The sequence below is a fragment of the Bacillus sp. WC2507 genome (assembly GCF_052656125.1).
The window spans coordinates 2,628,994-2,655,440 of record NZ_JBQXPN010000001.1; the positions used below are offsets into that span (position 1 = coordinate 2,628,994).

23 protein-coding genes and 2 pseudogenes are annotated in these 26,447 nt (G+C 35.3%); 20 read left to right on the plus strand and 5 right to left on the minus strand.

Going from position 1 to position 26,447, the window contains the following annotated elements; genetic code table 11:
* Positions 1 to 16 precede the first annotated feature (16 nt).
* From ACUN28_RS14020 to ACUN28_RS14035, 4 genes are all read left to right on the plus strand, one after another.
* Entirely contained in the window at positions 17 to 529 is a 513-nt protein-coding gene (locus tag ACUN28_RS14020; protein ID WP_016087264.1) for a carbonic anhydrase, read from the plus strand.
* 85 nt (positions 530 to 614) lie between these two features.
* Complete coding sequence (locus tag ACUN28_RS14025; protein ID WP_016136766.1) at positions 615 to 2,045, plus strand: cryptochrome/photolyase family protein; 1,431 nt, start codon at positions 615 to 617, stop codon at positions 2,043 to 2,045.
* Positions 2,046 to 2,176: 131 nt separating this feature from the next.
* Complete coding sequence (locus ACUN28_RS14030) at positions 2,177 to 2,632, plus strand: TspO/MBR family protein (RefSeq protein ID WP_016087267.1); 456 nt, start codon at positions 2,177 to 2,179, stop codon at positions 2,630 to 2,632.
* A 103-nt stretch (positions 2,633 to 2,735) separates the two neighbouring features.
* Positions 2,736 to 3,446 carry an alpha/beta hydrolase gene (locus ACUN28_RS14035; protein ID WP_016136765.1) on the plus strand — a complete coding sequence of 237 codons (711 nt, stop codon included), beginning with the start codon at positions 2,736 to 2,738 and terminating at the stop codon, positions 3,444 to 3,446.
* A 119-nt stretch (positions 3,447 to 3,565) separates the two neighbouring features.
* Here ACUN28_RS14035 and ACUN28_RS14040 read toward each other — a convergent pair.
* Both ACUN28_RS14040 and ACUN28_RS14045 read right to left on the minus strand, forming a co-directional pair.
* A protein-coding gene (locus ACUN28_RS14040) for an IS3 family transposase (RefSeq protein WP_154214475.1) occupies positions 3,566 to 4,923 on the minus strand; the annotation gives its coding sequence in 2 pieces (ribosomal slippage) (positions 3,566 to 4,467 and positions 4,467 to 4,923; 1,359 coding nt in all).
* Positions 4,924 to 4,993: 70 nt separating this feature from the next.
* Positions 4,994 to 5,359, minus strand: a complete 366-nt coding sequence (locus ACUN28_RS14045; protein WP_016136763.1) for a YxeA family protein — start codon at positions 5,357 to 5,359, stop codon at positions 4,994 to 4,996.
* Between the two features lie 195 nt (positions 5,360 to 5,554).
* Here ACUN28_RS14045 and ACUN28_RS14050 point away from each other — a divergent pair, with 195 nt between their 5' ends.
* Both ACUN28_RS14050 and ACUN28_RS14055 read left to right on the plus strand, forming a co-directional pair.
* On the plus strand, positions 5,555 to 6,820 hold the full coding sequence (locus ACUN28_RS14050; RefSeq protein ID WP_016087273.1) for a Y-family DNA polymerase: 1,266 nt from the start codon (positions 5,555 to 5,557) through the stop codon (positions 6,818 to 6,820).
* On the plus strand, positions 6,817 to 7,158 hold the full coding sequence (locus tag ACUN28_RS14055; protein ID WP_016136762.1) for a YolD-like family protein: 342 nt from the start codon (positions 6,817 to 6,819) through the stop codon (positions 7,156 to 7,158). Before ACUN28_RS14050 ends, ACUN28_RS14055 begins: the two co-directional genes overlap by 4 nt.
* Positions 7,159 to 7,440: 282 nt before the next feature.
* Here ACUN28_RS14055 and ACUN28_RS14060 read toward each other — a convergent pair whose 3' ends face one another.
* Positions 7,441 to 8,100, minus strand: a complete 660-nt coding sequence (locus ACUN28_RS14060) for a DUF1796 family putative cysteine peptidase (protein WP_033660090.1) — start codon at positions 8,098 to 8,100, stop codon at positions 7,441 to 7,443.
* Between the two features lie 446 nt (positions 8,101 to 8,546).
* Here ACUN28_RS14060 and ppsA point away from each other — a divergent pair, with 446 nt between their 5' ends.
* Both ppsA and ACUN28_RS14070 read left to right on the plus strand, forming a co-directional pair.
* Complete coding sequence (gene ppsA / locus ACUN28_RS14065) at positions 8,547 to 11,153, plus strand: phosphoenolpyruvate synthase (protein ID WP_016136760.1); 2,607 nt, start codon at positions 8,547 to 8,549, stop codon at positions 11,151 to 11,153.
* Between the two features lie 224 nt (positions 11,154 to 11,377).
* Positions 11,378 to 13,762, plus strand: a complete 2,385-nt coding sequence (locus ACUN28_RS14070; RefSeq protein WP_016136759.1) for an immune inhibitor A domain-containing protein — start codon at positions 11,378 to 11,380, stop codon at positions 13,760 to 13,762.
* Between the two features lie 96 nt (positions 13,763 to 13,858).
* Here ACUN28_RS14070 and ACUN28_RS14075 read toward each other — a convergent pair whose 3' ends face one another.
* Positions 13,859 to 14,476, minus strand: a complete 618-nt coding sequence (locus ACUN28_RS14075) for a TetR/AcrR family transcriptional regulator (protein ID WP_016087278.1) — start codon at positions 14,474 to 14,476, stop codon at positions 13,859 to 13,861.
* 150 nt (positions 14,477 to 14,626) lie between these two features.
* Between ACUN28_RS14075 and ACUN28_RS14080 the strand changes: the two genes are divergently transcribed.
* The 11 genes and pseudogenes from ACUN28_RS14080 to ACUN28_RS14130 all read left to right on the plus strand — a co-directional run.
* Positions 14,627 to 15,829 (plus strand): YhgE/Pip domain-containing protein, encoded by a 1,203-nt coding sequence (locus tag ACUN28_RS14080; protein ID WP_176539388.1) that lies wholly within the window; start codon positions 14,627 to 14,629, stop codon positions 15,827 to 15,829.
* Between the two features lie 159 nt (positions 15,830 to 15,988).
* The gene (locus tag ACUN28_RS14085; protein ID WP_016087280.1) at positions 15,989 to 16,423 is read left to right on the plus strand and encodes a ferritin-like domain-containing protein; all 435 of its coding nucleotides are present in this window, start codon (positions 15,989 to 15,991) and stop codon (positions 16,421 to 16,423) included.
* 165 nt (positions 16,424 to 16,588) lie between these two features.
* Entirely contained in the window at positions 16,589 to 17,101 is a 513-nt protein-coding gene (locus tag ACUN28_RS14090; protein ID WP_016087281.1) for a GNAT family N-acetyltransferase, read from the plus strand.
* Between the two features lie 4 nt (positions 17,102 to 17,105).
* Positions 17,106 to 17,984: an aminoglycoside phosphotransferase family protein gene (locus ACUN28_RS14095; RefSeq protein WP_016087282.1), complete on the plus strand. Its 879-nt coding sequence runs from the start codon at positions 17,106 to 17,108 to the stop codon at positions 17,982 to 17,984.
* 113 nt (positions 17,985 to 18,097) lie between these two features.
* A complete protein-coding gene (locus ACUN28_RS14100; RefSeq protein ID WP_016087283.1) occupies positions 18,098 to 19,426 on the plus strand; it encodes a YjiH family protein in 1,329 nt (442 codons plus the stop codon).
* A gap of 716 nt (positions 19,427 to 20,142) precedes the next feature.
* Positions 20,143 to 20,730: a GNAT family N-acetyltransferase gene (locus tag ACUN28_RS14105; protein ID WP_016087284.1), complete on the plus strand. Its 588-nt coding sequence runs from the start codon at positions 20,143 to 20,145 to the stop codon at positions 20,728 to 20,730.
* 329 nt (positions 20,731 to 21,059) lie between these two features.
* Positions 21,060 to 21,692, plus strand: a complete 633-nt coding sequence (locus tag ACUN28_RS14110; protein WP_000662227.1) for a YdcF family protein — start codon at positions 21,060 to 21,062, stop codon at positions 21,690 to 21,692.
* Positions 21,693 to 21,844: 152 nt separating this feature from the next.
* A pseudogene (locus tag ACUN28_RS14115) lies at positions 21,845 to 22,552 on the plus strand (acyl-CoA dehydrogenase family protein); the annotation flags it as partial.
* Between the two features lie 512 nt (positions 22,553 to 23,064).
* Complete coding sequence (locus ACUN28_RS14120) at positions 23,065 to 23,193, plus strand: hypothetical protein (protein ID WP_000672785.1); 129 nt, start codon at positions 23,065 to 23,067, stop codon at positions 23,191 to 23,193.
* A complete protein-coding gene (locus ACUN28_RS14125; protein WP_016136757.1) occupies positions 23,193 to 24,323 on the plus strand; it encodes an RNA-guided endonuclease InsQ/TnpB family protein in 1,131 nt (376 codons plus the stop codon). Before ACUN28_RS14120 ends, ACUN28_RS14125 begins: the two co-directional genes overlap by 1 nt.
* A 141-nt stretch (positions 24,324 to 24,464) precedes the next feature.
* Positions 24,465 to 24,908: pseudogene (locus tag ACUN28_RS14130) on the plus strand (acyl-CoA dehydrogenase family protein); the annotation flags it as partial.
* Positions 24,909 to 25,105: 197 nt separating this feature from the next.
* Here ACUN28_RS14130 and ACUN28_RS14135 read toward each other — a convergent pair.
* Positions 25,106 to 25,576 carry a DinB family protein gene (locus ACUN28_RS14135; RefSeq protein WP_016136756.1) on the minus strand — a complete coding sequence of 157 codons (471 nt, stop codon included), beginning with the start codon at positions 25,574 to 25,576 and terminating at the stop codon, positions 25,106 to 25,108.
* A 69-nt stretch (positions 25,577 to 25,645) separates the two neighbouring features.
* Here ACUN28_RS14135 and ACUN28_RS14140 point away from each other — a divergent pair, with 69 nt between their 5' ends.
* Positions 25,646 to 26,350 (plus strand): ArsR/SmtB family transcription factor, encoded by a 705-nt coding sequence (locus tag ACUN28_RS14140; protein ID WP_016136755.1) that lies wholly within the window; start codon positions 25,646 to 25,648, stop codon positions 26,348 to 26,350.
* Positions 26,351 to 26,447 lie beyond the last annotated feature (97 nt).

A 26,447-nucleotide genomic window follows, 5' to 3' on the forward strand; every position in this document is an offset into this window, starting at 1 on the left:
AGAAGGAGTGCTATATATGAATGCAAAGAATAAAAAGGTTTTATTGTTAACAGACATTGAACACGGAATAGAGCCTATTATCCAACAAGTAACTAACATTCAACAAGAAAACATGTTGACTATACACAGCTACGATTCTGTAATTGTACATCCTTATGGAGATATAATGAGATCTATCATTATTGCTATTTATCAAGAAAATGTGGAAGAAATTTTTATTGTCGGAATAGAGGATAAAGAAACTGATGCAGTTAATCTACAAATTCAACGTGATTCCATAAAAAATAACAGGGAACTAGACTATCTCTTTGAAAATTGCATGCCTGAATTTTCAAGTGGTAGCCTTGAGGAATGGCTAAGTGGAAAAGAAAATGTTAGTGAAAATATTGAAAAGAGTATAGATATGATTCGTCATCATCCACTAGTACCTTCTAATGTTAAAGTTCATGGCTTCATGATTGATAAAACAGGTGGAAAAGAAACGGTTATTAAAATTCCTACTAATAAAATAGTTGAAAAAGTTAACTAATTTATTAAGGACAAATAAATTCTTATCTATGAATTGCTGTTGTATAATAAAATTTATTATGTTTTAAGAATCAGAAGGGGTAGCCATGCAAAATAAAATTATCGTTATGTTTCAAAAAGATTTTCGTTTATATGATAACCCAGCTCTATTTGAGGCTGCTCAGTCTGGTGAGGTCCTTCCAGTATATGTACAAGATGAAGCTTTTTCAATGGGGGAGGCATCAAAGTGGTGGTTACACCATGCAATAATAGATGTAAAGAAGCAACTTGAGGCATTTGGCTCTACTTTAATAATTCGTAAAGGAAATACGCAGGAAGAAATACTTTCTCTCATAGAGCAATTAAATATAACGGCTGTATATTGGAATATTTGTTATGATCCGGACAGATTACAATCTAATCAAAAAATGAAAATGATGTTAGAAGATAAAGGTATGATCTGTAAGGAATTTAATTCACATTTATTATTAGAGCCTTGGATTATTAAAAAGAAAGATAACACTGAATATAAGGTTTTTACGCCCTTTTATAATGCATTTCAAAAGCAGGTAATACCTAAACCTACTAGTAAAGTGCAGAGTATAAAGGGGGTAAGCACTTTACCAGTGAACTTACCTGTTTCAGCGCTGCACTTGCTGCCGACTATACCGTGGACATCTCATATGGAATCAATATGGGAGCCTACAGAAGAAGGGGCATACAAAACATGTAAGAAATTTTTCTCTAGCAAATTAGTCTCTTATAGTGAAGGAAGGGATTTTCCAAATCAAAATGCTCATTCGATGTTGGCACCGTATCTTTCATTTGGTCAAATATCAGTAAAGCTAATGTATCATTACTTAATAAATAAAAGTAACGAAAAACAATGTAGTCTTTTTGAACAAAAAGTGAATAGCTTTATACGTCAATTAATTTGGCGAGAGTTTTCTTATTATTTGCTATATCATTATCCATTTACAGTATATAAACCTCTTAATAAGAACTTTGAACATTTTCCGTGGAATAATGAAGAGGAGTTATTAAGAGTATGGCAGAAAGGTGAAACTGGTTATCCGTTTATTGATGCGGGGATGAGGGAATTATGGCAAACAGGTTTTATGCATAACCGAGCAAGAATGGCTGTAGCCTCTTTTCTTGTAAAGCATTTGTTAATTCCGTGGCAAGAAGGAGCAAAATGGTTTATGGATACACTATTAGATGCTGATATTGCAAATAATACAATGGGGTGGCAATGGGTTGCTGGAAGTGGGGCAGATGCATCACCGTACTTTCGTATTTTTAACCCAATCACACAAGGGGAAAAGTTTGATAAAGATGGGGAGTATATAAGAAAATGGGTACCAGAATTAAGAGATATACCGAATAAATATATACATAAACCGTGGGAAGCACCTGAGCATATTTTACAAAAAGCCAATATAAAGCTAGGAGATACATACCCTTTGCCAGTTGTTGATCATAAGGCAGCACGAGAGAGAGCCCTTTGTGCATATAAAAGTATGAAAGAATTTATATAAAATACACGAGTCAATATGAATTTGATATGTAAAGGTTATAATGTCTATTTATGTATTAAAGTTGTATTCATTGAAAGAGCATACGAATCATATAGAGTTTCTAAAACCTTCTATTAAAAAGGAGAATGTTTATGAAAAAATCTAGTATTATAGTATTTTTACTAACATATGGTTTGTTTTATGTTTCTAGTATTGTATTTCCTATTGATCGCACTTGGTACGATGCGCTAGAAAAGCCGTCTTGGACGCCTTCTGGCATGACAATCGGAATGATTTGGGCTGTATTATATGGACTCATTGCATTATCCGTTGCAATTATTTACAACAAATATGGATGTAAGCCAAAAACATTTTGGTTTATATTCCTTTTAAATTATATGTGCAATCAAGCGTTCAGCTACTTTCAATTCAGTCAAAAAGATTTATTTTTAGCAACAGTAGATTGTTTACTAGTCGCTATTACTACGTTGATTCTTATTGTGTTTTCTTCTAATTTATCTAAAGTATCGGCATGGTTGCTAATCCCATATTTTTTATGGGCTGCATTTGCTACATATTTATCTTGGACAATTTACAGTATAAATTAAAGAAGTAAATAAAAACTTGAGCATAATAAAAATGCTCGAGTTTTTATGTTTATTAATGATAATCTAAAATATAGAATATATACATCTTAGGGAGGTCGTCTTTGTGAAGAAATGGATAAAAATTACGCTGTACTCTTTACTTGGTATTTTACTTATAGGAAGTATTAGTTTTTTTGTTTGGTCTCAGTTTAGTTACAAACCGACGAAAGAGGCTTTGTCGTTAGTGGAGGATAAAAAAGATGAAGATCATATAGTTTTTGGAGAGAAAGATGCTAAAATAGGGGTTATTTTTTATCAAGGAGCTAAAGTAGAAGCTGAGGCTTATAGTTACTTAGGGGAAGCACTTGCAAAAGATGGATATTTTGTAGTAATGCCTAAGTTACCATTAAACTTAGCGATACTTGGAATCGATGAGGTAGACAGTGTAATTGAAAAGTATCCTGAAGTTCAAAAATGGTATGTTGCTGGGCATTCAATGGGAGGAGCTATGATTTCTAAGTATGCCTTTCAACATGAAGAAAAAGTAGGCGGAATCATTCTCTTAGGTTCTTATCCCGCAGATGATTTCTCTACGAAATCGATTCCGATGCTATCTATTTATGGAGAAGTAGATGCTTTAGCAACTGTAGAAAAAATAGAGAACAATAAAAAGTTCATGTCAAAGAATACAACTATGCATATGATAAAAGGGGGAAACCATGCTAATTTTGGCATGTATGGTGAGCAAAAGGGTGATAATGCGAGTTTAATTACTTCAAAAGCACAACGAGATGAAACAGTGAGAGTAATTGAAGAATGGTTATTAAAACAATGAATTTGATAAATTTATCAAAAGAATGCTTCACCCTTAAGTTAACACAGTGATAGACGGGAGAGGTAATAAAAAGCCAACTCATATGAAGTGACCCCTAAAAGTTAGGCACGGTTAGTTCATTAGGCAGCTTGATAAAAGTGAGTCCGGTATTGTACCGGACTCACTTTTAATTTTGCCTTTATCCGTTTGGTATTATAATAATCTATATATTTTTCTAATCCTATTTCGAAATGCTCTACACTTTCAAACTCTTTTATGTAGAGAAATTCAGACTTCATGATTCCAAAGAAATTCTCCATTACTGCGTTGTCATAACAGTTGCCTTTACGAGACATACTTTGTACGATACCTCTTTCTTGTAATGCGTGACGGTACTGTTTCATTTGATAATGCCAACCTTGATCTGAATGCATCAATAGTTGGTGACTTTCAGGTAAACATTCTAATGCTGTCTCTAACATTTCTGAAACAAGTGAGTATGTTGGTCTAGAGCCAATTGTATAAGTAATGATTTCACCATTATACAAGTCCAATACAGGGGATACATAAAGTTTCTCACCGAATAATTTAAATTCCGTAATATCGGTTACCCATTTTTCATTTGGCGCATCTGCCGTAAAATTACGCTCTAAAATATGGGGTGCAATTTTACCAACCGTTCCTTTATAAGATTTATATTTTTTCATACGTACAAGGCATTTTAAACCTAACTCTTTCATAATTCGTTGCACCTTTTTATGATTCACTATTTGATTACGGTTGGCTAATTCATCACGAATACGACGATATCCATAACGACCTTCGTGTTCATCATAAATCGCTTTAATTTCTACTTTTAAATCCGCATCTGGATCGATTCTATCCATTTGTTTTACATAAAAGTAATATGTGCTTCGAGGGATACCCGCTAACTTTACTAATTCTTTCACTTGAAACTCATGCCTTAATTCATAGACTACTTGTGCCTTATCTTGTTTGGTGATTTTTCCTTGTTTTGAACTAAGGCATTCAACTTTTTTAAATACGCGTTTTCCATACGTAAGCGTTCTAATTCAGCTTGTAACGCTTCAACTGAACCTTCTGCCGGAATTTTTTTCGTATCCTGTTTTGTGTTTTTATTTTTCATGGATGGACGCCCCTTTTTCTTTGGTTCAAGGGCATCTAAGCCACCTAATTCAAATTGCTTCTTCCATTGATAAACCGTTGTAAAAGAAGGAATCATGAATATAGCCGCTGTATCCATTAACGATATACCCGATTGAGCCATAAAATTTAGTACGTTTAGTTTAAACTCTACGGTGTAATTTGTATAGACCTCGTGTAAACCTTCTTCTCCATGGAGTTCGTATAAGCGCAACCAGTATTGAAATTGCGCCTTTGTAATATGCATCTGTTTTGCATATTCTGCTTGAGAAATTGTTTTTGGATTAAATCCTTGAACGAGCTTTAACCTTGAATCCTTCGTAAATTTTGTCATAAAAAAACTGCACCCCAATTGTTAGACTGTGTCTAACAATTGGGGTGCAGTTCAATACGAGTAGGCTTTTTTATTTATCTGCTATTTCCAATCGCCCTCGAATTTTCTCCGGAATATCCTCTTCAGTGATAATGTCGTAAGAATACACATACTTTCCTTTTACATGAATTTTTAAGTAAGTTTTTCTTATAAAATCATTAGGGGTGTTCGTCCCCACTTTATATTCTCTCTCATTCCTTAATTCATCAACACCGTTTAGCGAGTACATAGCTCTTCCTTTATGATGGTAATCCGGAACGCCATGTCCTTTCGCAATGGCGTATACATTTTTTTCTTCAGCAATCGGATTAAATCTGTCTAAATCCCCGCGTAATATGAAGGGTAGTAAGTATATAGGAAGACCTATTCCTACTATGCAAATTACAAATTTCTTCATGATCGTTTCTCCTCTTGTTCATTTACATGCTTCAGTATAGAAAAAAATTCTTATGAATAAAGGGAGATTTTCTTAAGTTTTTCTTAAAAAGAGTTGTAAGGTTATTTTAACCAAAATTTTCATAGAAATACCTTTAAAAAGAACGTAAGTTCGTATATAATAAGAACAAATGTTCTTTTGTGAGGAGTGATAACCTTGTATGATTATTCTCTTTTACCGAATCGTATTATTTTATGTGTAGATCTTCGTAGCTTTTATGCAAGCGTGTCATGTATTAAAAAAGGACTTGATCCACGATATACAAAATTGGCTGTCGTAGGAGATGTAAACCGGAGTGGATCAATTGTATTAGCGGCAACACCACCATTAAAAGCGTTAGGAATTAAGAAGATGGCACGGTTGTACGAAATACCGAAGCGGCCGGATATTATTATTGTGAATCCGATTATGCATACGTATATGAAGTGTTCAACTTATATAACAGGCTTAGCTTTACAGTATGTTGCGCCGGAAGATTTTCATCAATATAGTATCGATGAGTTTTTCATGGATATGACCGCAAGTATTCATTTGTTTGCGAGTAATCCGCGTGAGTTTGCATTAAAATTTAAGAGAGAAATATATGAACGTACGCGAATTGAAAGTACGATTGGTATTGGTCCGAATTTATTATTGAGTAAAGTAGCGATGGATGTGGAAGCAAAAAAGAATCGGGATGGAATAGTGCAGTGGACATATGACGATATACCCGAGAAGTTATGGGGTATTAGACCGCTCAGTAAATTTTGGGGTATATCGTATAAAACGGAAATGAAATTAAATCGAAAAGGTATACATACGATTGGGGATTTAGCAGAGTACCCATTGAAGTATTTAAAACAATCATTTGGTGTAATAGGAGAAGAATTACATTTACATAGTAATGGGATTGATTTTAGCAGAATAGCAGAGAAATATGTTCCAGCGACAACATCTATAGCAAAAAGCCAAATATTATTTCGTGATTATGCGATAGAAGAGTTCACCGTTATTTTATTAGAGCATATAGAGGAAGTTTGTTACAGGTTGAGACGAGAAAAGAAATGCGCGCAAACGATCCATTTTTCAGTCGGATATAGTAAGGAATACGGAGGAGGAATAAAAAAAGCACATACGTTAAACAGAGCAACAAATGTAACGATGGATATATATAATGTTTGTACCTATTTTTTATACGAGAGACATACAGGAGAACCGATACGATCAATAAGTATTTCGCTAACTAATTTAATAAATGAAGGAGAAGAGCAAATTTCACTTTTCGATAACATTATACAAAGAGAAAAAGAAATGCGATTAACGAAGGTCATGGACGAAATTCGAACACGATTTGGTAAGAACAGTATTTTACGTGGGATTTCCTACACAAGCGTCGCAACAGCAAGATATAGAAACACATTATTAGGAGGGCACAAATCGTGAAGAATGCTAATATGCCAAAAGGAAGAGGTATGGTAAAGTGGCAACCGTTTGCTAGTATGCCAGAGCAGTTCGCCTGTATTAAAGAAATGATACAGGAGCAAACAAAGGTTTCGCGTCCAATCTTAACACAAGATGCAAAAGAAAGAATTGAAAATAAACTGTTAATTTCATATTTAGGTGAGGAAGAGGTTTTACTTACATATTATAAAAATGGCTATCTATATAAAAATTACATAACAGTAGCTGATATAAATCCATTAAATGAGACGATTATTTGTACTGATGCTTTTCATAATCAAAGAATATTTAAGTTTGGTGATGTAATTGGGGTTGATTAAAGTATGTTTCTAGGCAATAGGCTCATTTTTAAACTTATTGCCTAGAACGATTCGTTCATCTACCAATCATTCTGAAGGGGAAAATCTGGAACGTTTAGCATTTGTATTTTCTAAGAGAAAGGTTAATAATCTTATCTTTAACGAATGTACCGAAAGAAATTTTTTCCTCAAGCATGTGAAAGATGATAGCCCAATGGTGGGGCGGAGACGAAAAGTTACTTTCGTCGTGGAACTGAGAAGCCCCACTGTTCATGATTTAAATTGCATAGTATTAGCTACTTATTATTTTGAGTGTAAGTGTATATCTTTTAAGAGGATATACCAAGTTCTTTTATTTAGATAATTACTTGAAACTTGAATGGGAAAAACATGATCAAGCCCCCATTCTAATTCGTTTATTTCATTCTCAAGTCCTGTTGGATAGAGTAAAAGGATCTTAAAATTATTTTTAACAATATTTGATAAAATTGTTTGTAATTTTAGCGCTTCAGTCAAGCTTCCACCCCATCTAACAAATAAAATAGATTGAGAATTATGAAGTTTTTCGTAAAAATTATCAATTCTTCGATCTAATTTTTGTTTAAAATCATGGTATGTGATGAACCAATCTTCATTTGGAATAACAGGGAAATCGTGATAAGATGTTACGTTATATTTTGTGTCTTTTATAATATGAGAAAAAACAGGTTGTATCACGCCATCATTAAACACAACATTTTGATCCGGCATTGCGTGCATGTTTTTTAAATCCATAAAGTCTACAAAATTATTTTTCAATAATTTGTTGATAGAAGAAAGATTCGGTGATACAAACCAATCTAGAGGACCTGAAAATTTCCGCAGCTTATATTTTTTTAGATGGATAGCAGTATAACAATTTTCCCCTAAACTAATAACATCATCATACATTCCTTGAAGCCCATTCATTTCCAATACAATCATCCTTTTTTAGAAAAATTAGAAGGTATATATAAATTCTAAAAAGCGTTATTATGACACAGAATATGCTTCTGAAAAATAGGAGAAATGATTCATTATAAATAATATATGTATGAATAAAAGCTCCTGTGAAAAGGCTCACAGGAGGATAAAATAAAGCATATTTCGGGTTGTATACCATTTGTTGAGGTAAGAATTGTGTGTGACAATTCATGGCGTTTCTATAATAAAGCGGGAAAACAGAAATACATTGAAGTTAGTTGTGAGTAAATAATAATTTAAAATTAAACGGAAATAAGAAGCCCCAGTTGCTTCATTATGCAACTGGGGCATTTTTTAATCTCTTCCTAACTTAATTATACCACGTAAATAAAGTTCGAAATAGACTGTTTCTTCTCATGTACTACTGCTACAATCAAGAACACATGCATAGTAAGGAGAGGTGCCAAATGAGTTCTTTCGTTCTCGATTTTCAGGAAATAGAAAAAACACAGCTTTCACTTGTTGGTGGAAAAGGATTGAATTTAGGAGAGTTATCCAACATGCATGGTATACAAGTGCCAGAAGGATTTTGTGTTACAACGGTAGGATATGAAAAGGCCATCGAGCAAAATGAAGAGCTTCAAACTTTGTTGCAGCAGCTAACAAAGTTGAAACGTGAAGACCGAGCTCAAATTGGTGAAAGTAGTAAGAAGATTAGAGAAGTTATTATGGCAGTAGAAATCCCTTCTGATGTAGTGGAAGCGGTAGCTCATTATCTCTCACGTTTTGGAAATGAACATGCGTATGCCGTGCGTTCTAGTGCTACGGCTGAAGATTTACCGTATGCCTCGTTCGCTGGTCAACAAGATACGTATTTAAATATTATCGGGAAAGAAGCGATTTTGCAGTATGTAAGAAAGTGCTGGGCTTCTTTATTTACAGAGCGAGCAGTCATGTACCGTATGCAAAATGGTTTTGAACATAACCAAGTTTCTATAAGTGTTGTCGTTCAAAAAATGGTATTCCCACAGGCCTCGGGCATTTTATTTACTGCTGATCCGATTACTTCTAACCGGAAGGTGTTATCAATCGATGCCAGTTTTGGACTTGGTGAAGCGTTAGTATCAGGACTCGTCTCTGCCGATAATTATAAAGTAAAAGAAGGCGAAATCGTCGATAAGGTGATTTCAACTAAAAAAGTAGCTATCTATGCCTTAAAAGAGGGCGGAACAGAAACGAAACAGATTGATCCAGCTCAGCAAAAACTTCAAACATTGTCTGAACAACAAATTTTACAACTAGCACGGATCGGAAGACAGATTGAAGCTTATTTTGGCTGTCCGCAAGATATCGAATGGTGTTTAGCTGGGGATACATTTTATATTGTCCAAAGTCGCCCAATCACGACTTTATATCCAATACCAGAAGCAAATGATGGGGAAAATCATGTGTATGTATCGGTTGGTCACCAGCAAATGATGACCGATCCTTTGAAGCCATTAGGAATGTCCTTATTCCAGTTAACATCTTTTGGACAGAGGTTTCATGCTGGGGGAAGGTTGTTTGTTGACGTTGCACAAAGATTGGCTTCGCCTACTAGTAGAGAACTTTTATTAAATACGATAGGGAATTCGGAACCACTTATTAAAGATGCATTAACGACTGTAGTCGAGCGAGATGATTTTATTACATTGTTACCGGATGGTGAAACAGGAAAGAGTGTTGGTAAAAGTGGGTCACCTGTAAGCTCGCAACCAGAAATCGAAAATGATCCGGCAATCGTTACGAATTTAATACAGACTAGTCAATCGTCAATCGAAGAGTTAAAACAAAACATGCAAACGAAATCAGGGGTGGATGTACTTGATTTTATTTTGGAAGATATTCAGCAATTAAAGAAAATACTATTTCATCCGCAAAGTATGGCTGTCATTATGGCAGGTATGAATGCTTCAACATGGATCAATGAAAAAATGGAGCAATGGCTAGGTGAAAAGAATGCAGCAGACACGCTTTCTCAATCGGTACAAAATAATATTACGTCTGAAATGGGGCTAGCATTACTCGATGTTGCTGATGTGATTCGGCCTTATCCAGAAGTCATTGCGTATTTACAATGTATAGAAGATGATAGCTTTTTAGATGAATTAGTTCAATTTAAAGGCGGGGAAAAAGCTCGAGAGGCAATCGATGCTTTTCTAAATAAATACGGAATGAGATGTAGCGGAGAAATTGACATTACGAAAACGCGCTGGAGTGAAAAGCCAACTACAATTATCCCGATGATTGTAAATAATATAAGAGACTTTGAATATGGTGCGAGTAAGCGGAAGTTTGAAGAAGGACTACAGGAAGCTTTGAAAAAAGAAGAAGAATTATTAGATCGATTGCAGCAATTGCCGGATGGAAAACAAAAAGTAGAAGAAACGAAGCGAATGATTCGTAATATCCGTAATTTTATCGGTTATCGTGAATATCCAAAATACGGCATGATTAATCGTTATTTCATATATAAGCAGGCGTTACTGAAAGAAGCTGAGCAACTTGTGAAAAATAAGGTTGTTAATGAAATAGAAGATATATACTATCTAACTTTTGAAGAGCTTCACGAAGTTGTCCGCACAAATAAACTAAATTACGAGCTTATTCATAAACAAAAAAATGATTACAAATTATATGAAAAACTAACGCCTCCGCGTGTAATGACGTCTGATGGAGAAATCATTACAGGTAAATATAAACGAGAACACCTCCCAGCTGATGCGATTGTAGGTTTGCCTGTTTCTTCAGGAGTTATAGAGGGAAGAGCACGCGTTATTTTAAACATGGAAGATGCGAATTTAGAAGAGGGCGATATATTAGTTACTGCTTTTACTGATCCGGGCTGGACACCGTTATTTGTGTCTATAAAAGGGTTAGTCACTGAAGTTGGTGGACTCATGACACATGGAGCAGTGATTGCACGTGAATATGGATTACCAGCAGTTGTTGGGGTAGAGAATGCTACAAAATTAATAAAAGATGGGCAACGAATTCGGGTACATGGAACAGAAGGGTATATTGAAGTGTTGTAGTTGTGTTTAAAATGAAAGATCATCCGCTATATGTAGTGGATGATCTTTTTATGTTTTTAAACCAGTTGTTACTACGTGAAACATTGATGAATCAGAATGTATGTGAATTTAAAACAAAGAATATTTTCAAAAATATTACAAATTCAGACAACACCTTGTAAATTATCTGAATTTTCATTATTATATAAACGTTATAACGTATTTAATATTGGGGAGGAATAGGGATGAAGAAAAAGCCTTTTAAGGTGCTGTCTACGCTGGCGGCGACAGCTGTGCTTAGTTGCACATTTGGATTTGGTAGTCAATCTGTTTATGCGGCAACGCCGTCTAATACAGGAACTGTAAGTCCAATTGATGAAAATGTAGTTCAAGAGGATCGTTTAGCAGATGCGCTCAAGAAACGTGGGGTAATTAGTGAATCTGCATCGAAAGAAGACACATTAAAAGCTGTTGAAAAATACGTAGAGAAGAAAAAAGGTGAAAATGCTGGAAAAGAACCAGCAGGGGATAGTGTCTCAAGAGAAGCTTTTGACTTTTTGAAAAAAGTTAAAGATGCAAAAGCAGATGCGAAAGAAAAAGTTGATCAACCTGCTAGTGGCCCAGTAGTAGGACAAGCGCCGGTTAAAGGGGGATTAAACGGCAAAGTACCAACTACTCCAGCGAAGCAAAAACAATATAATGGTGATGTTCGTAAAGATAAAGTTCTAGTATTGCTAGTAGAGTTTGCTGACTTTAAGCATAACAATATTGATCAAGTACCAGGTTATATGTATTCAAATGATTTTAATCCAGAACATTATCAAAAAATGTTATTTGGGAATGAGCCGTTTACACTATTTGATGGTTCAAAAGTTCCAACATTTAAACAATATTATGAAGAGCAATCTGGTGGCAGTTATACAGTCGATGGGACAGTAACAAAGTGGTTGACAGTTCCTGGTAATGCGGCGGATTATGGGGCAGATGCTGGAGATGGTGGTCATGATAATAAAGGACCAAAAGGACCACGTGATTTTGTAAAAGAAGCATTAAATGCAGCTGTAGAAAGTGGCATTGATTTATCTGAATTTGACCAATACGACCAATATGACAATAATGGTGATGGCAATAAAAACGAACCAGATGGTTTGATTGATCATTTAATGGTCATTCACGCTGGAGTTGGACAAGATGGAGGCGGTGGTAGACTAGGTGATGATGCAATTTGGTCACATCGCTGGAACCTTGGAACACCATATCCAATTGAAGGAACAAAAGCAAAGGTTGATAACTGGGGCGGTAAAATGGCGGCATACGACTACACAATTGAGCCGGAAGATGGAGCAGTTGGTGTATTCGCACATGAATTTGGTCATGATTTAGGCCTTCCAGATGAGTATGATACGAAGTACTCAGGAGCAGGTGAGCCAATTAACTCTTGGTCTGTTATGAGCGGCGGTAGTTGGGCTGGTAAAATTGCAGGTACAACGCCACCGAGTTTCTCTCCGCAAAACAAAGAGTATTTTCAAAAAAACATGGGTGGGAACTGGGCAAATATTGTAGAGGTTGACTATGATAAATTAAATCGCGGTATCGGTTTGGCGACGTACTTAGATCAAAGTGTAACGAAATCAAATCGTCCTGGCCTGATTCGGGTTAACTTACCAGATAAAGATGTGAAGGGTATTCAACCTGCATTCGGTAAGAAATATTACTATAGTACAAAAGGCGATAATCTTCATACAACATTAGAAACACCAATGTTTGATTTAACAAATGCAACACAGGCGAAATTTGATTACAAAACATTGTATGAAATTGAAACAGAATATGACTTCCTTGAAGTACATGCAGTGACAGAAGATGATAAGAAAACGTTAGTGGATCGCATTGGTGAAAAGAATGTGAAAAATGGTCTAGACACAACGGATGGTAAATGGGTAGATAAGTCATATAACTTAAGCCAATTTAAAGGTCAAAAAATAAAACTAGTATTCGAATACATTACAGATGGTGGTTTAGCACCGAACGGTTTTACGCTTGATAACGCTACATTAACTGTAGATGGAAATGTCGTCTTCTCTGATGATACAGAAGGCGAAGCGAAATTAAAATTAAATGGTTTCGTTGTATCAAATGGTTTTGATAAGAAGAAACATAACTACTATTTAGAGTGGAGAAACTACGCTGGCGCTGATCAAGCGTTAAAATATAGTAGCGGTGTACCATATAATACAGGTCTTGTAGTATGGTATGCAGACTCAAGCTTTACAGATAATTGGGTTGGTATGCATCCAGGCGAAGGTTTCTTAGGAGTTGTTGACTCTCACCCAGAGGCAATTGTTGGAACGCTAAACGGCAAACCAACTGTAAAAAATAGTACACGATACCAAATCGCAGATGCTGCGTTCTCCTTTAACCAAGCGCCAGCATGGAAAGTTGTATCTCCAACACGTGGAACATATGATTACAAAGGATTACCAGGTGTAACGAAGTTTGATGACTCTAAATCGTATATGAATGATTTAATCCCAGATGCAGGACGTAAAGTACCGAAGCTGGGACTGAAATTTGAAGTAGTTGGACAAGCAGATGATAATTCTGCAGGTGCAGTTCGTTTATATCGTTAATAATGGAGAAGCTGTTGAAGGGGATATCTTTCAACAGCTTTTTTCATATGGCAATTTGTTCAGATTTATTAAAACATGTTTCCGTGCAGGCTTGGCTTATTTCTTTAAACCAGCCGCATAAAAAGGTCCATGAACTGCGATTGTTGATAAAATATGAGCAATTTCCTCCGGTGTTTCTTTTTGCCCGTTATTTAACCATTGCTGAATGACACCTATATGAGCAGATGCCATATAGGAAGCTAAGTATTGGCTTGGAACAAGTAAATTTTCCTTATTAATGAGAGCACCATTTGTATCCTCAAATAATGTTTTCCACATAAACTCTTTCAGTTTTGTTTGGAATGATAAATCTCCTTTCGGGCTAAGTACAGCTTTTATAAAACCACTATTTTCATTTAGAAATTCAAGAATAGAAGTGATAAGTAGAAATGGCATTGTTGGGGAAGGGTTTGATCCAAGATCCGCAATCACTTCTGGAAATTTCTTTTTTGCAATGCTAGACATCTCATGCATAATTTCTTCTTGGCATTTTGTCATTAAATCAAATTTATCTTGATAATGCGTATAAAACGTACCACGATTGATGTTTGCTTTCGTTGTAATATCTTTCACTGTAATGGCGTCAAAACCTTTTTCTTCAATTAACTCAACCAATGCGTTTCGTATGGCAGTTTTCGTACGAACAACACGTAAATCTAAATTACTATCGCGCAAAGCATGTACCTCCTTAATTTTTTTCAACACTTTTTAAGAATGTGTCTTATAACCGACACATTCACGATTTTTGATTATTGTATAAGGTTCAACTCAAACATATAATTCAAAATATAAATAAACAACACGTTGTTGGTTATTATAAATCAAATGATAGGAGGAGAAAAGAAAATGTTTAAAAATAAACTTTTATTGTTATCACCAGTTATTGCACTACTTGTTGTTTTTATTTTTTCATTAACATTATTTCCAACCGTTCAACCTAAGCCGAAAAACTTGCCAATCGCAATTGTAAATGAGGATCAAGGAGTAGAAATTCCGAATCAACCGAAAACGAATATGGGGCAAACGATTGTTGATAATATGAAAAAGACATCAAAAGCAGAGGAAGAACCTGCGGTGAAGTGGGTAGAAGTAAAAAATAAGGAATCCGTGCAAAAAGGTTTAAATAATCAAGAGTATTATGCAGCATTAGTCATTCCGAAAGACTTTAGCACAAAACAAGCATCATTACGAACACCACAGCCATCTTCGCCAGAGGTAGAAATATTCATCAATCAAGGAATGAATACAGCGGCATCAACTATGGCAGGACAAATGTTAAATGCGATCGTTGATAATATGAACAATACTGTTCGTACACAACTATTAGATGGATTGAAAGCGAAAGGTGCTACTTTAACAGCAGACCAAGTTTCGAATGTAGTAACACCGATTATGAAGAAAGTGACAAATGTAAATGAAATCGGAAAAAATAGTGCGAACGGTAACTCACCAATTTCTTTATTCCAGCCGTTATGGATTGCAAGTTTAGCGAGCGCAGCGCTTATCTTTATTGCGATAAGTAAAATGCCGCTTCGTACAAGAAACGAAAACTTTGTATTAAAACTAAAGCAAATCGGAACAGGCGCCATTGCCGCGCTTGTCATTGGGTTCGGTCTTACATGGAGTGCAGATGGTATGGTAGGACTAAACATTTCAAATTTCACTGATACGGCCTTATTTTTATCCATTACATCGTTTAGTTTCTTCTTCATGATATCGGCGGTACTTTCATTAGTTGGACTAAAGGGAATCAGTGTATTTGCTCTCTTACTATTCTTCGGGGCACCGTTATTATCGTTAGCACCTGAAATGTTGTCGCCATTTTATCAAGATTGGGTGTATGCATGGTTGCCAATGCGATTTATGATTGAGGGGCTTAGAGAAATATTCTTCTTCGGAAAAGGGTTAAGCTGGAGTACACCTCTTACTGTACTCGTTTGGATTGGCGTAGTAAGTATGATTATTATTTTAGCGACTGCTTTCAAACGTAGTATAGTAAAGGAACATAAAACGGAAGTGAATGCATAAGAGATAAAAACGTTTCACTAAGAGTGAAGCGTTTTTATTTCTTATTAACTTATAGGTTAAAGAGAATAGAAGCGTTCGAATTTGCGGTTCCTTATTTTATACATGCTCCTGTTATTTCAAATTGCATAAAATGTTATGCGGAATAACGGAGGGGATAGGATGTATAATTCGAATTATTATGATTGGTATAGGCAAAATGATAAGCTGATTCGTGATATTGAGAAAGCAATTAATGGAGAGTTTAGTGCTATAAATTGCTATGCGAAATTAGCTAACATGGCTCCAAATGCGGCGGAACGAAATCAAATTCTTGAAATTCGTAACGATGAAATAAAGCATTTTCATCAGTTTGTACAGATCTATACAAATTTAACTGGTCAGCAGCCGAAACCACAAATTTCAGAAGAATGCCCGAATACGTACTTACAAGGATTAGAATTCGCTATACAAGATGAACAGAAGACAGTAGATTTTTACTTGGAAATTTCAGATGAAACATCGGATGCACATCTGAAAGAGTTGTTGCGCAGAATAGCTGCCGATGAACAAAATCATGCGGTGTGGTTTTTATATTATTTTGTGAAGATGAAGTGAATATTGAAGGAATTAAAACCGTTTCACTAGTAGTGGGACGGTTTTTTGATGGAATACAAGTTGTAAAATAGATATCTTGAAGGTGTAGTGAGTAATCTTGGTATATAATGTATAAAACGTAAATTAATAAAGAGAGAGGTAAGTATATGAAAGGGGAACGGCAATATGGAGAGAAACACAGTTGAAGAATACACAATTCGAACTGCTACGGAAGAGGAAAGTGATAGCATTATCACTCTATTAAAAGAAGTAGCAGAGTGGCTACAGCATAAAGAAGTGAATCAATGGCAGTATCTGTTAGGGGGAGAGGCTACGGCTGAAATATTAGAAGGTATAAGAGAGAAATATACATATGTGGTTATGAAAGAAGATGAAATTATCGGTACGGTTACCGTATCTCCTAAACAAAATGAATGGGATGAGCGTATTTTTGGTAAGGAGGAAGTTTCTAATTCTTTATACATTCATAGATTTGCAGTGAAACGGAAGTATAAGGGGAATGGAATCGGAGAATGGATTTTACAGTGGGTAGAAGAGAATGTACAACATGAAAAAGAGTTTTTGAAACTAGATTGTGTAGGGCATAATCGTACGTTGAATGATTTTTATAAGAAAAATGGTTTTGAATATGTCGGGAGTACAGATGGACTTAGTAAGTTTCAAAAAAGAAGGGGGTAAGTGAATGAATCAAATTCATACGGATTTAGTTAAAAGGTTGATAGGGGAACAGTTTCCTAAATGGGCACATTTAGAAGTGAAACCTGTAAAGTTTAGTGGGCATGATAATAGAACGTTTCATCTAGGGGATGAGATGAGTGTAAGATTGCCAAGTGATGCAGCATATGCACCACAAGTAGAGAAGGAAAATAAGTGGTTACCTATATTAAGTAAGGAACTTTCTTTACCGATTTCTACACCACTTGCGAAAGGAAATCCATCTGAATCGTATCCGTGGCCATGGTCTATCAATAAGTGGATAGAGGGAGAAACAGTTACGAAACAAAATGTCCGTGACTTAAATGAATTTGCGGCGGACTTAGGATCGTTTTTAGTAGAATTGCAATCCATTGATGCGAGTAATGGACCGGTAGCTGGAGCACATAATTTTTACCGAGGCGGGCTTATAACTGTATATGATGAAGAGGCGAGAGGTGCTATCGAAAATAATAAGGACGTTTTTGATGAAACAGTAATAAAGCATCTTTGGGATTTAGCACTTCAGTCAACGTGGGAGCGTAAGCCAGTTTGGGTTCATGGGGATGTTGCACCAGGAAACTTACTCGTTAAGGACGGGAAGCTTTGTGCCATAATTGATTTTGGTATTTTAGGAGTGGGAGATCCGGCTTGTGATGCAGCGATGGCATGGACATTTTTTGATAAAAGTAGTAGAAATGTTTTTAAAGAAGTATTACGCATAGATGAAGAAACGTGGAATAGAGCAAGAGGATGGGCACTTTGGAAAGCGTTCATTACATATGATGCGAATAAGACTAGTAATAAGAAAATGGCAGAAGAATCGTATCGTGTCATTCAAGTGATTGTTGATGATTATAAGAGGTAGTAGAAAAAGCCTATTTTAAAATAGGCTTTTTCATATGATTAAATATTAGAAATGGAAAGAAGGAATGTAACATTATTATACAGAATATTTAGATAAATAGGAGGTGTCGAATTTTGAGTGAAATTGAATTAAAAAGGAATGTAATTAAGACAGGGAGTGAGAAGAGGATCATTCTTCGGTTTATACTCGCTAGTCTAGTTGGAGTGTTTATGTTTTTCGTACCAGTTACGATAAATGGTGCTTCGTCCATTATGATTGATCATATCGTATCATGGATTCGTACTTCAGTTCCGAGCGTAGTACCTTATTACGCACTACTTGTTATGGTAATGGGTGCGATTTATCCATTTTATACGAAAAAATGGAATGCATCTATCGTAGACATTTGTTTTTCTATTTTAAAGGTAGTTGGCGTCGTTTTTGGTGTATTATATTGTTTGAAAGTAGGGCCAGCTTGGTTCTTTGCACAAGATGTAGGGCCATTTTTGTATGAAAAATTAGTAATATCAGTAAGTTTACTCGTTCCAATTGGCTCGGCTTTTTTAGCGTTATTAGTTGGATACGGATTACTTGAATTTATCGGTACATTTTGCCGTCCAATTATGAGACCTTTATGGAATACACCAGGACGATCAGCAATCGATGCGGTTGCCTCCTTTGTGGGGAGTTATTCGCTTGCACTTCTTATTACGAATCGCGTGTATAAAGAAGGAAAGTATACGACAAAAGAAGCAGCCATTATCGCTACAGGTTTTTCTACAGTATCCGCAACATTTATGATCATCATCGCAAAAACATTAGACATTATGCATTTATGGAATGTTTATTTTTGGACTACTCTCGTTGTAACATTCATCGTAACTGCTATCACCGTAAGAATCCCACCACTTAGCAGAAAACCAGATACATATGTAACAGAAGAAGGGTTCCCAGAGCCAGTTTATAAAGAGAAAATGTTAGAACGCGCTTGGGAAGATGCGTTAGAAGTATCGAAAACTGCACCGAGTATTATGAAAAATATCGTAGTAAATTTAAAAGATGGCTTTATTATGACGATGGGGATTTTACCATCTATTATGTCTGTAGGATTAATTGGTATCGTCTTAGCGAAATTCACGCCAATATTTGATTGGATCAGTTATATCTTCTATCCTTTTACATGGCTATTACAATTACCAGAAGCAGATTTAGCTGCTAAAGCGGCATCTGTTGGTATTGCGGAAATGTTTTTACCTTCACTTTTAGTTGTAGGTGCACCGCTCGTAACAAAGTTTGTCATTGCGGTTGTTTCGGTATCATCTATATTGTTTTTCTCAGCTTCCATTCCTTGTATATTATCGACAGATATTCCGTTAAAAGTATCGGAACTTATTATTCTGTATGTACAGAGAACGATATTAACGTTGCTTATAATTACGCCGATTGCTTATTTGTTGCTTTAAAAGGAAAGGCGGGAATAGTTACTTTAAAGTTTTAAAAAGATACAATTATAAAAAAGAATCCTTCCATTTACAGAAGGATTCTTTTGTTTGGTATTTTTATCAAGTAGATACTCTAAAACGAAAAAGGTGTACACTTTCAGGTGAAAATGTACACCTTTTTGATGTTTTATTTATTTTTCGTATATGATGTAATACTTCTTAAGAAAATTCCTAATCCTGCAAAAAAGAATCCTAAGCATAATAAGCTGCCAGGTGTTCCCCAGGTAATTTGATCTAGCATTTTTATATCCTCCCATTTATCCCATATTAATTAACCATAAAACGTTCATCGATTAAAGTTTCACTTCATTATCATATAGTATTTTTCGGTTTTCATCCATATTTATCCAAACTATCAAACTGAAAAATTGATCCATAAATGAAAAAACAATAATCTTTTATAGAAATAATAGCGCTTTTTATATGCAAAACTTTAAAGAACGTACACTAGACCTTTAGAAAAAGAAAGATCTTACATGAAATGAAACCAATATAAATTTAGCTTGATGCAATGGGATTTACACGGTATTTGTTAGAGAGTTTTGCGGATGATTATGTGAGAAGGTATCAAAAATTAAATTAAGTGTAAGGGCATATACAAATGGGTTTTAATATTTTATTATTTATATAATGGAATATTGTTTTGTGTGATATAGTAAGAAAAAGGGGGCTTACAAATGGAAATCATTCACGAAAGAGCAAAGTTACGGTTAATAGATAGTGATGATGTCGAAAGTTTGTTTTCGATTGTAGAAGGAAATCGGGATATTTGGGCGTATTTAATCTCTAAAATGGATACTGCGCAAGATATGCAGCAATATGTGCAAAAAGCGATACAGGGTTATGGGAAGGGGACTCAAATACCTTTCGTTGTAGTGGATCAACAGACGAATACGATTGTAGGAAGTACACGTCTATATAATATTTCAGTAGAAGATAAAACAGTCGAGTTAGGCCAAACGTGGTATCATCCAAGTGTGCAACGTACGAGTATAAATACTGAGTGTAAGTATTTGCTTCTCCAGTATGCTTTTGAAAAATTGCATATGCTGAGGGTACAAATTAAGACAGATGTAAGAAATGAAAAAGCACAGCGAGCAATTGAAAGGTTAGGTGCAGTTAAAGAGGGTGTGCTTAGAAATGAAAGAAAATTGCCGAATGGCTATGTGAGAGATGCGGTTGTGTATAGTATCATCTCGAGTGAATGGCCAGGCGTAAAAGAACAATTGTTAGAAAAATTAGAGTTGTATAAAGAAAAGTTATAATTCGTGTTTTGAAAGGTATATTGTTCGTGAGGTATGAAAAATATACCTTTTTTCTTACAAAATGCTACTTTATTTTAATTCCTTTTGTTTCATCGTTCCCTTCTGAGAAAAAATTCGTTACAATGTAGTTGTATGGTAATAAACTTATGAATTTTAAAATGTAATGAAAACCGCAAATGAAAATGAATTGATAATCCTCAATTTTAAATGAAAACCCTTTTATATATAAATAACAAGTAAAGTTCCTTCTTTTAAATAAATTCAAACAAAACGATTTGATATAAATGTTTTTTTATAGAAGTATGGATGATGTACGGAGGCAATTACAAATGAAAGAAAATAAGAAGAGTAAGAAAAGACGAATCTTTCAAGTATTTTTACTAATGATTTGTTCTGCTATTTTATATGTAAGTTACGCAGCTTACGATATTTGGAGCTATCGTTTTAAAACAGATGATAGCGTGAGAACAGATGCTGGTATCGTACTAGGAGCAGCTTCATGGAATGGAAAGCCATCTCCTGTATTTAAAGAAAGAATTAATCATGCGATTTCTTTATATAAGAACGGAAATATTAAAAAGATTATTTTTACAGGTGGTACAAAGTTTGAGGCAGAGCTTGAGGAAGCGCGTACTGCAAGAGTATATGCAATGAAACAAGGTGTAAAAGAGGAAGATATTTTAATTGAAACAAAATCACTTTTCACTGAAGAAAATTTAAAGAATGCGAAGGAAGTTGGAATAGAGAACGGAATACGCACATACACGATTGTAAGTGATCCACTTCATATGAAACGCGCAATGAGAATCGCAAAACATATTAATATTGAAGCGTATGCTTCACCAACGCCGACATCAGCATATAAAACGTTAGATACAGAAATACCATTCTTCTTTAAAGAATTATTCTCGTATATTGGATATGTAACCTCTTTGCCGTTAAAGGCATTGAAGGGAGACTAATAAGAAAAGAACCTATCTTTCAATAGGAACTTTTCTTATTAGTCAAAAACATTGTATTTTTATCGGAATAGTGAAACAATAGAGAGGTAGCTTCATATAATCATAATGACAAAATGAACGGTTTATGAATCGAACATAAAGGAGATTATAGTATGGCACTCTCATTTGTTGAAACAGAAGAACAATCTTTCATTATTGAACAAATAAATACATTGATTCCGAAGTTCATGGAAAGAGAGCATCAATTAAGTGAATTAGGATCATTTCCGTATGAAAATATAAATGATTTGAAAGATATCGGATATACGAAATTAACGTTACCGAAGGAATTTGGTGGTAGTGCGATTTCTTTATATGACTTCGTTTTATTTCAAGAGAAAATCGCGGAAGGCTGCGGAGCTACTGCATTATCGATTGGCTGGCATCTTGGCATTGTGAAAGAGCTAGCGGAAAATCGCTCTTGGAATGATGAGATGTTCAAATGGTTTTGCGAAGAAGTACGTAACGGGGCGCTCTTTAACAGGGCAGCAACAGAGCCGAAAACAGGGAGTCCGACGCGTGGTGGAAAACCAGAAACAATAGCGGTTCAACAAGGCGAGAAGTGGGTAATAAATGGAAGGAAAACTTTTACAACGATGGCGCCAATACTTGATTATTTTATTATTTCAGCGAGTATGGAAGGCCGAGATGAAGTTGGTGAGTTTGTTATTCCAAAGAATACACAAGGCGTAACGATTGAAGAGACATGGGATAGTATCGCAATGCGAGGAACTGCGAGCCATGATCTCGTTTTGCAAAATGTAGAGATTGAGGACTGCTTTTTTACGGACATAAAAGGAGGGAAAGTGAAACAAAAGGGTAACTAACTGTTACGATTTATTTAACCAATTATAACGAAAGTTAATTAAATATATCAGTAAGCCCTGCTAGTCAAGTGATTGGCTAGTAGTGAGGGTTAACTGCGGGCAATCCCTAAAGCTGGTTGAACTACAACGTGGCTAGAAATGGCGAGCGTGAATGTTGCGAAAGCAGAAAAAATCAATCAGATGGTGCAAGGTTAAATCCTAAACATTAGAACAATGGGTCTTCCGCATCGAATCATCTAAGTTAAAATGGATAAGATGAACGTTCAACGACTATCTCGTATAACTGACGAGAGTACACCACAAGCCTATGGTGGTGGAAAAATCCTCTATCTCTAAGGAGATAAACATATAGTCTGCGCTCATGTGAAAACATGAGAAGTTCATAAGAGAACTGGCTAAGGAATTGCGCCCTTAGTTGAACAAGATAAATTTTATTAAATCTATCAAACTTCATTGAAAATATCGAACGTACGTGCTATGTTGGATTCAATGAGGTGAGAATAATAATGAAATTTTCACGAGTTAGTCAAGTATCAGAATTAACAGGTTTGCATCCGAGTAGTCTAAGGAGAATGCTGGTGGAACACGCTACGATTCAGAAGAACAAATCTTTCATTAAAGGAGTTACATTCTGATGATATTGGCGAAGAAAGTCAGACTGATTCCAACGCCTGAACAAGAACAAGTGCTTAGAAACCATGCTGGAGCTGCAAGATTCGCTTATAACTATTGTAAAAGAATGAGTGATAGATACTATAAGCTATTTGGAAAATCTGTTTCACAGTTAGCTTTACAGAAACGATTTACAAAGATCAAGAAGCGAAAGAAATATGAGTGGTTAAAAGACATCAATGCACAAGTTCCTAAACAGGCTTCAAAAGATTTTGATACGGCGAGAAAATATGCGTTCAAAAAGTACAAAAATGGTTCTCACACTTCTTATAAATCCAAAAAAGATTTAATCCAAGGATTTTATGCCAATTATGAAAGACTGACTATAGGAAAGAAAGTAGTTCATATTCAGTCCATTGGAGAAGTGAAAACAAGCCAACAACTACCAAGAAACAAAAAACCATCCAATCCAAGAGTTACCTTTGATGGTCGTCACTGGTGGATTAGTGTAGGATTCCAAGAAGACTTTGAATTACAAGAACTAACGAATGAGTCGATTGGTGTGGATGTTGGTTTAAAAGAGCTTTTTGTAGCTTCTAATGGTATGAAAGAACGAAATATAAACAAAGATGCCAAGGTTAAAAAACTTTTGAAAAGGAAAAAGTCAGCACAAAGAGATATGTCTAGGAGATTTAAAAAAGGTGCAAAAATTCAATCTGCCGGATATGAAAAAGCGAAAGCTGAGCACCTGCGGTTATCTAGGAAAATTACGAATATCCGAAATAACCATATCCATCAAGCAACAGCTAAATTGGTGAAAACCAAACCAATGAGGATTGTTGTGGAAGACTTATCTATCTCAAACCTGTTAAAAAACAAAAAGCTATCGAAAGCATTTTCATTCCAAAAATTAAACTTCTTCTTTCAATGTTTATCATACAAGTGCGAGAAGTATGGCATTGCGTATGTAAAAGCTGATAAATGGTTCGCCTCAAGCAAGATTTGTTCATGTTGCGGAGTGAAATACGACCATTCAGTTCAACCAGAAGGACAGTGGAGTTTAAAAATACGTGAGTGGCGTTGTGCTTCATGCAATAGCCATCACGATAGGGATGTAAATGCGTCGACAAATTTATCAAGATGGGTAAAATAAATGCTTGATAATAGGAGGTAACGATACTGCCTCGTGTGGAGTGTTATACCCCTCGTCCCTTCGGGGTTGCGAGAACACGATGAAGCACTAACTTGTGTAAATTTGATTGAATTGTATAGATTTAGTTAAGTTTATCGTATCGGTATTGGCTGGTTGCTACATATACCAGCATGTTATTTAGGAATTGCACAAGCAGCAAGAAATTATGCAGTTCAATTTGCGGGATCATACAAACCAAATAGTTTAAATCATTCTATTAGTTTATTGCCGAATGTTAGAAGATTAGTTGGAGAATTAGAACTTGAGCTTATGCAAGCTCGCGTCTTTTTATATCAAATTGCGAAAAAGTACGATGAGGCAGAGGATAAACTATCATTACAAGCTGAACTAGCAGCAGTAAAATATGCCGTAACGAATGCGGCAATATCTATTGTAGATAAAGCAATGCGCATCGTAGGAGCAAAAAGTTTATCAGAAAAAAATCCACTTCATCGCTACTATTTAAACGTCAGAGCAGGATTGCACAATCCGCCGATGGATGATGCAACACTGTCTATATTAGCGGATGCGGCGTTTCGGTCGTAGGTTTTTAGCTTGAATTTTATTATTTATGTGCAATATAGTTGTTTTGAAAGCACGTGTTTGATTAATAATCGAACACGTGCTTTTTATGTGTGAGAACTTACCAAGTTGAGATGTAGGTTTTTAATATAAATGGTTATCATAATTTTGGAAGTGTTCCTGACTAAAAAATATTTATTACAATGTTAGTTTGGCAGCTTTTAATCCCAAATTAAAGGTCTTTCCAAATCTACCATTCGCAAATATTGTAAAAATTGACCCGCATGGACCGCATCATGATAGGCAATTCGTAATAGCATGTCGCCTAAATACCGTTGATAGCCAACATCGCTTCGATCAATAAGTCTTGAATCTAGCTCTGCTATGCTTATTGATTGAACATATTCTATGAAATCGGCAAAACATGATTGCGCTGATTCAATCTCTTTTTTAACACAAGTAATTGGCTCGTCATCATACGGGATATGTATGTCGTTTATTGAGCCGTTGTTTTTTAAAATCATATGATAGTAAAAAGTTGAGCTCCATACGTGACGAATCATTTCACCAAAGGACATAGCCTCATGATCAGGCTTCCAATTAAGAAAATTATCGGGAAGAGAATTCCATAATTTTTCTGAGCGCCTTCTCGTTTCTTTCAAATTTAATATACTAAGATCAATTGCATTCATAATACATTCTCCTTTACTATTAAACTTAAAATAATTGTATCAATTTAATAGTTAGGGTATCATCGAAATATGAATGTATATCCGAATATCTCATATATAGCTAAACTAATTGCTGAACCTACAAGAGCAATCATCTTAGATTGTCTAATGAATAATCAGGCACTACCTGCTAGCCAATTGGCTTATATGGCAAGAGTGTCACATCCAACAATTAGTTCTCATCTTTCTAAATTAGTAGAGGGGAATTTACTTACAGTTGAACAACATGGTAGACATCGTTACTATCGACTTGCTAATCAAGAGGTAGCAGAAGTTATTGAAAAGTTAGGAACAATCGCACCAACAGTCCAAGTTCGTTCTTTAAAACAATCGGATCAACTAAAACAAGTTCGTTATGCTCGAACTTGCTATGATCATCTTGCAGGCAAACTCGGTGTAGAGATAACTGAAAAATTACTAGATAGGAAATTTATAATTTTAGAGGAAGGAGAATACATTGTAACGGAACAAGGTAAGCAATGGTTTTTGAATTTTGGAATAAATATTGAAGTGGCAGAAATAAAGAGGAGGGTATTTGCAAAACCTTGTCTTGATTGGAGTGAAAGACGCTACCATATTTCTGGTTGGTTAGGATCTGCAATAGCAACACTATTTTTTGAACAGGAATGGATTACAAAAACGGATAAGAATCGGGCTGTCCATCTTACCAAAAAAGGTATAAAGTTATTGAAAGACCAATTAGGCATTGACATGGAAAATAAAGAAATTAAATAACCTGGGTCTATACAATTATAGACTCAGGTTATTTAATTTCTTTTAAAATCTTTGGTGATATTTACGCGCGGCAAATGAATCTCGTTTGCTTTACGGA

Coding starts and splice junctions, on each gene's coding strand:
- ACUN28_RS14020 (WP_016087264.1), top strand. CDS start 17: ATGAATGCAAAGAATAAAAAGGTTTTATTGTTAACAGACATTGAACAC.
- ACUN28_RS14025 (WP_016136766.1), top strand. CDS start 615: ATGCAAAATAAAATTATCGTTATGTTTCAAAAAGATTTTCGTTTATAT.
- ACUN28_RS14030 (WP_016087267.1), top strand. CDS start 2,177: ATGAAAAAATCTAGTATTATAGTATTTTTACTAACATATGGTTTGTTT.
- ACUN28_RS14045 (WP_016136763.1), bottom strand. CDS start 5,359: ATGAAGAAATTTGTAATTTGCATAGTAGGAATAGGTCTTCCTATATAC.
- ACUN28_RS14060 (WP_033660090.1), bottom strand. CDS start 8,100: ATGATTGTATTGGAAATGAATGGGCTTCAAGGAATGTATGATGATGTT.
- ppsA (WP_016136760.1), top strand. CDS start 8,547: ATGAGTTCTTTCGTTCTCGATTTTCAGGAAATAGAAAAAACACAGCTT.
- ACUN28_RS14070 (WP_016136759.1), top strand. CDS start 11,378: ATGAAGAAAAAGCCTTTTAAGGTGCTGTCTACGCTGGCGGCGACAGCT.
- ACUN28_RS14080 (WP_176539388.1), top strand. CDS start 14,627: ATGATAGGAGGAGAAAAGAAAATGTTTAAAAATAAACTTTTATTGTTA.
- ACUN28_RS14085 (WP_016087280.1), top strand. CDS start 15,989: ATGTATAATTCGAATTATTATGATTGGTATAGGCAAAATGATAAGCTG.
- ACUN28_RS14090 (WP_016087281.1), top strand. CDS start 16,589: ATGGAGAGAAACACAGTTGAAGAATACACAATTCGAACTGCTACGGAA.
- ACUN28_RS14095 (WP_016087282.1), top strand. CDS start 17,106: ATGAATCAAATTCATACGGATTTAGTTAAAAGGTTGATAGGGGAACAG.
- ACUN28_RS14105 (WP_016087284.1), top strand. CDS start 20,143: ATGGAAATCATTCACGAAAGAGCAAAGTTACGGTTAATAGATAGTGAT.
- ACUN28_RS14110 (WP_000662227.1), top strand. CDS start 21,060: ATGAAAGAAAATAAGAAGAGTAAGAAAAGACGAATCTTTCAAGTATTT.
- ACUN28_RS14120 (WP_000672785.1), top strand. CDS start 23,065: ATGAAATTTTCACGAGTTAGTCAAGTATCAGAATTAACAGGTTTGCAT.
- ACUN28_RS14125 (WP_016136757.1), top strand. CDS start 23,193: ATGATATTGGCGAAGAAAGTCAGACTGATTCCAACGCCTGAACAAGAA.
- ACUN28_RS14135 (WP_016136756.1), bottom strand. CDS start 25,576: ATGAATGCAATTGATCTTAGTATATTAAATTTGAAAGAAACGAGAAGG.
- ACUN28_RS14140 (WP_016136755.1), top strand. CDS start 25,646: ATGAATGTATATCCGAATATCTCATATATAGCTAAACTAATTGCTGAA.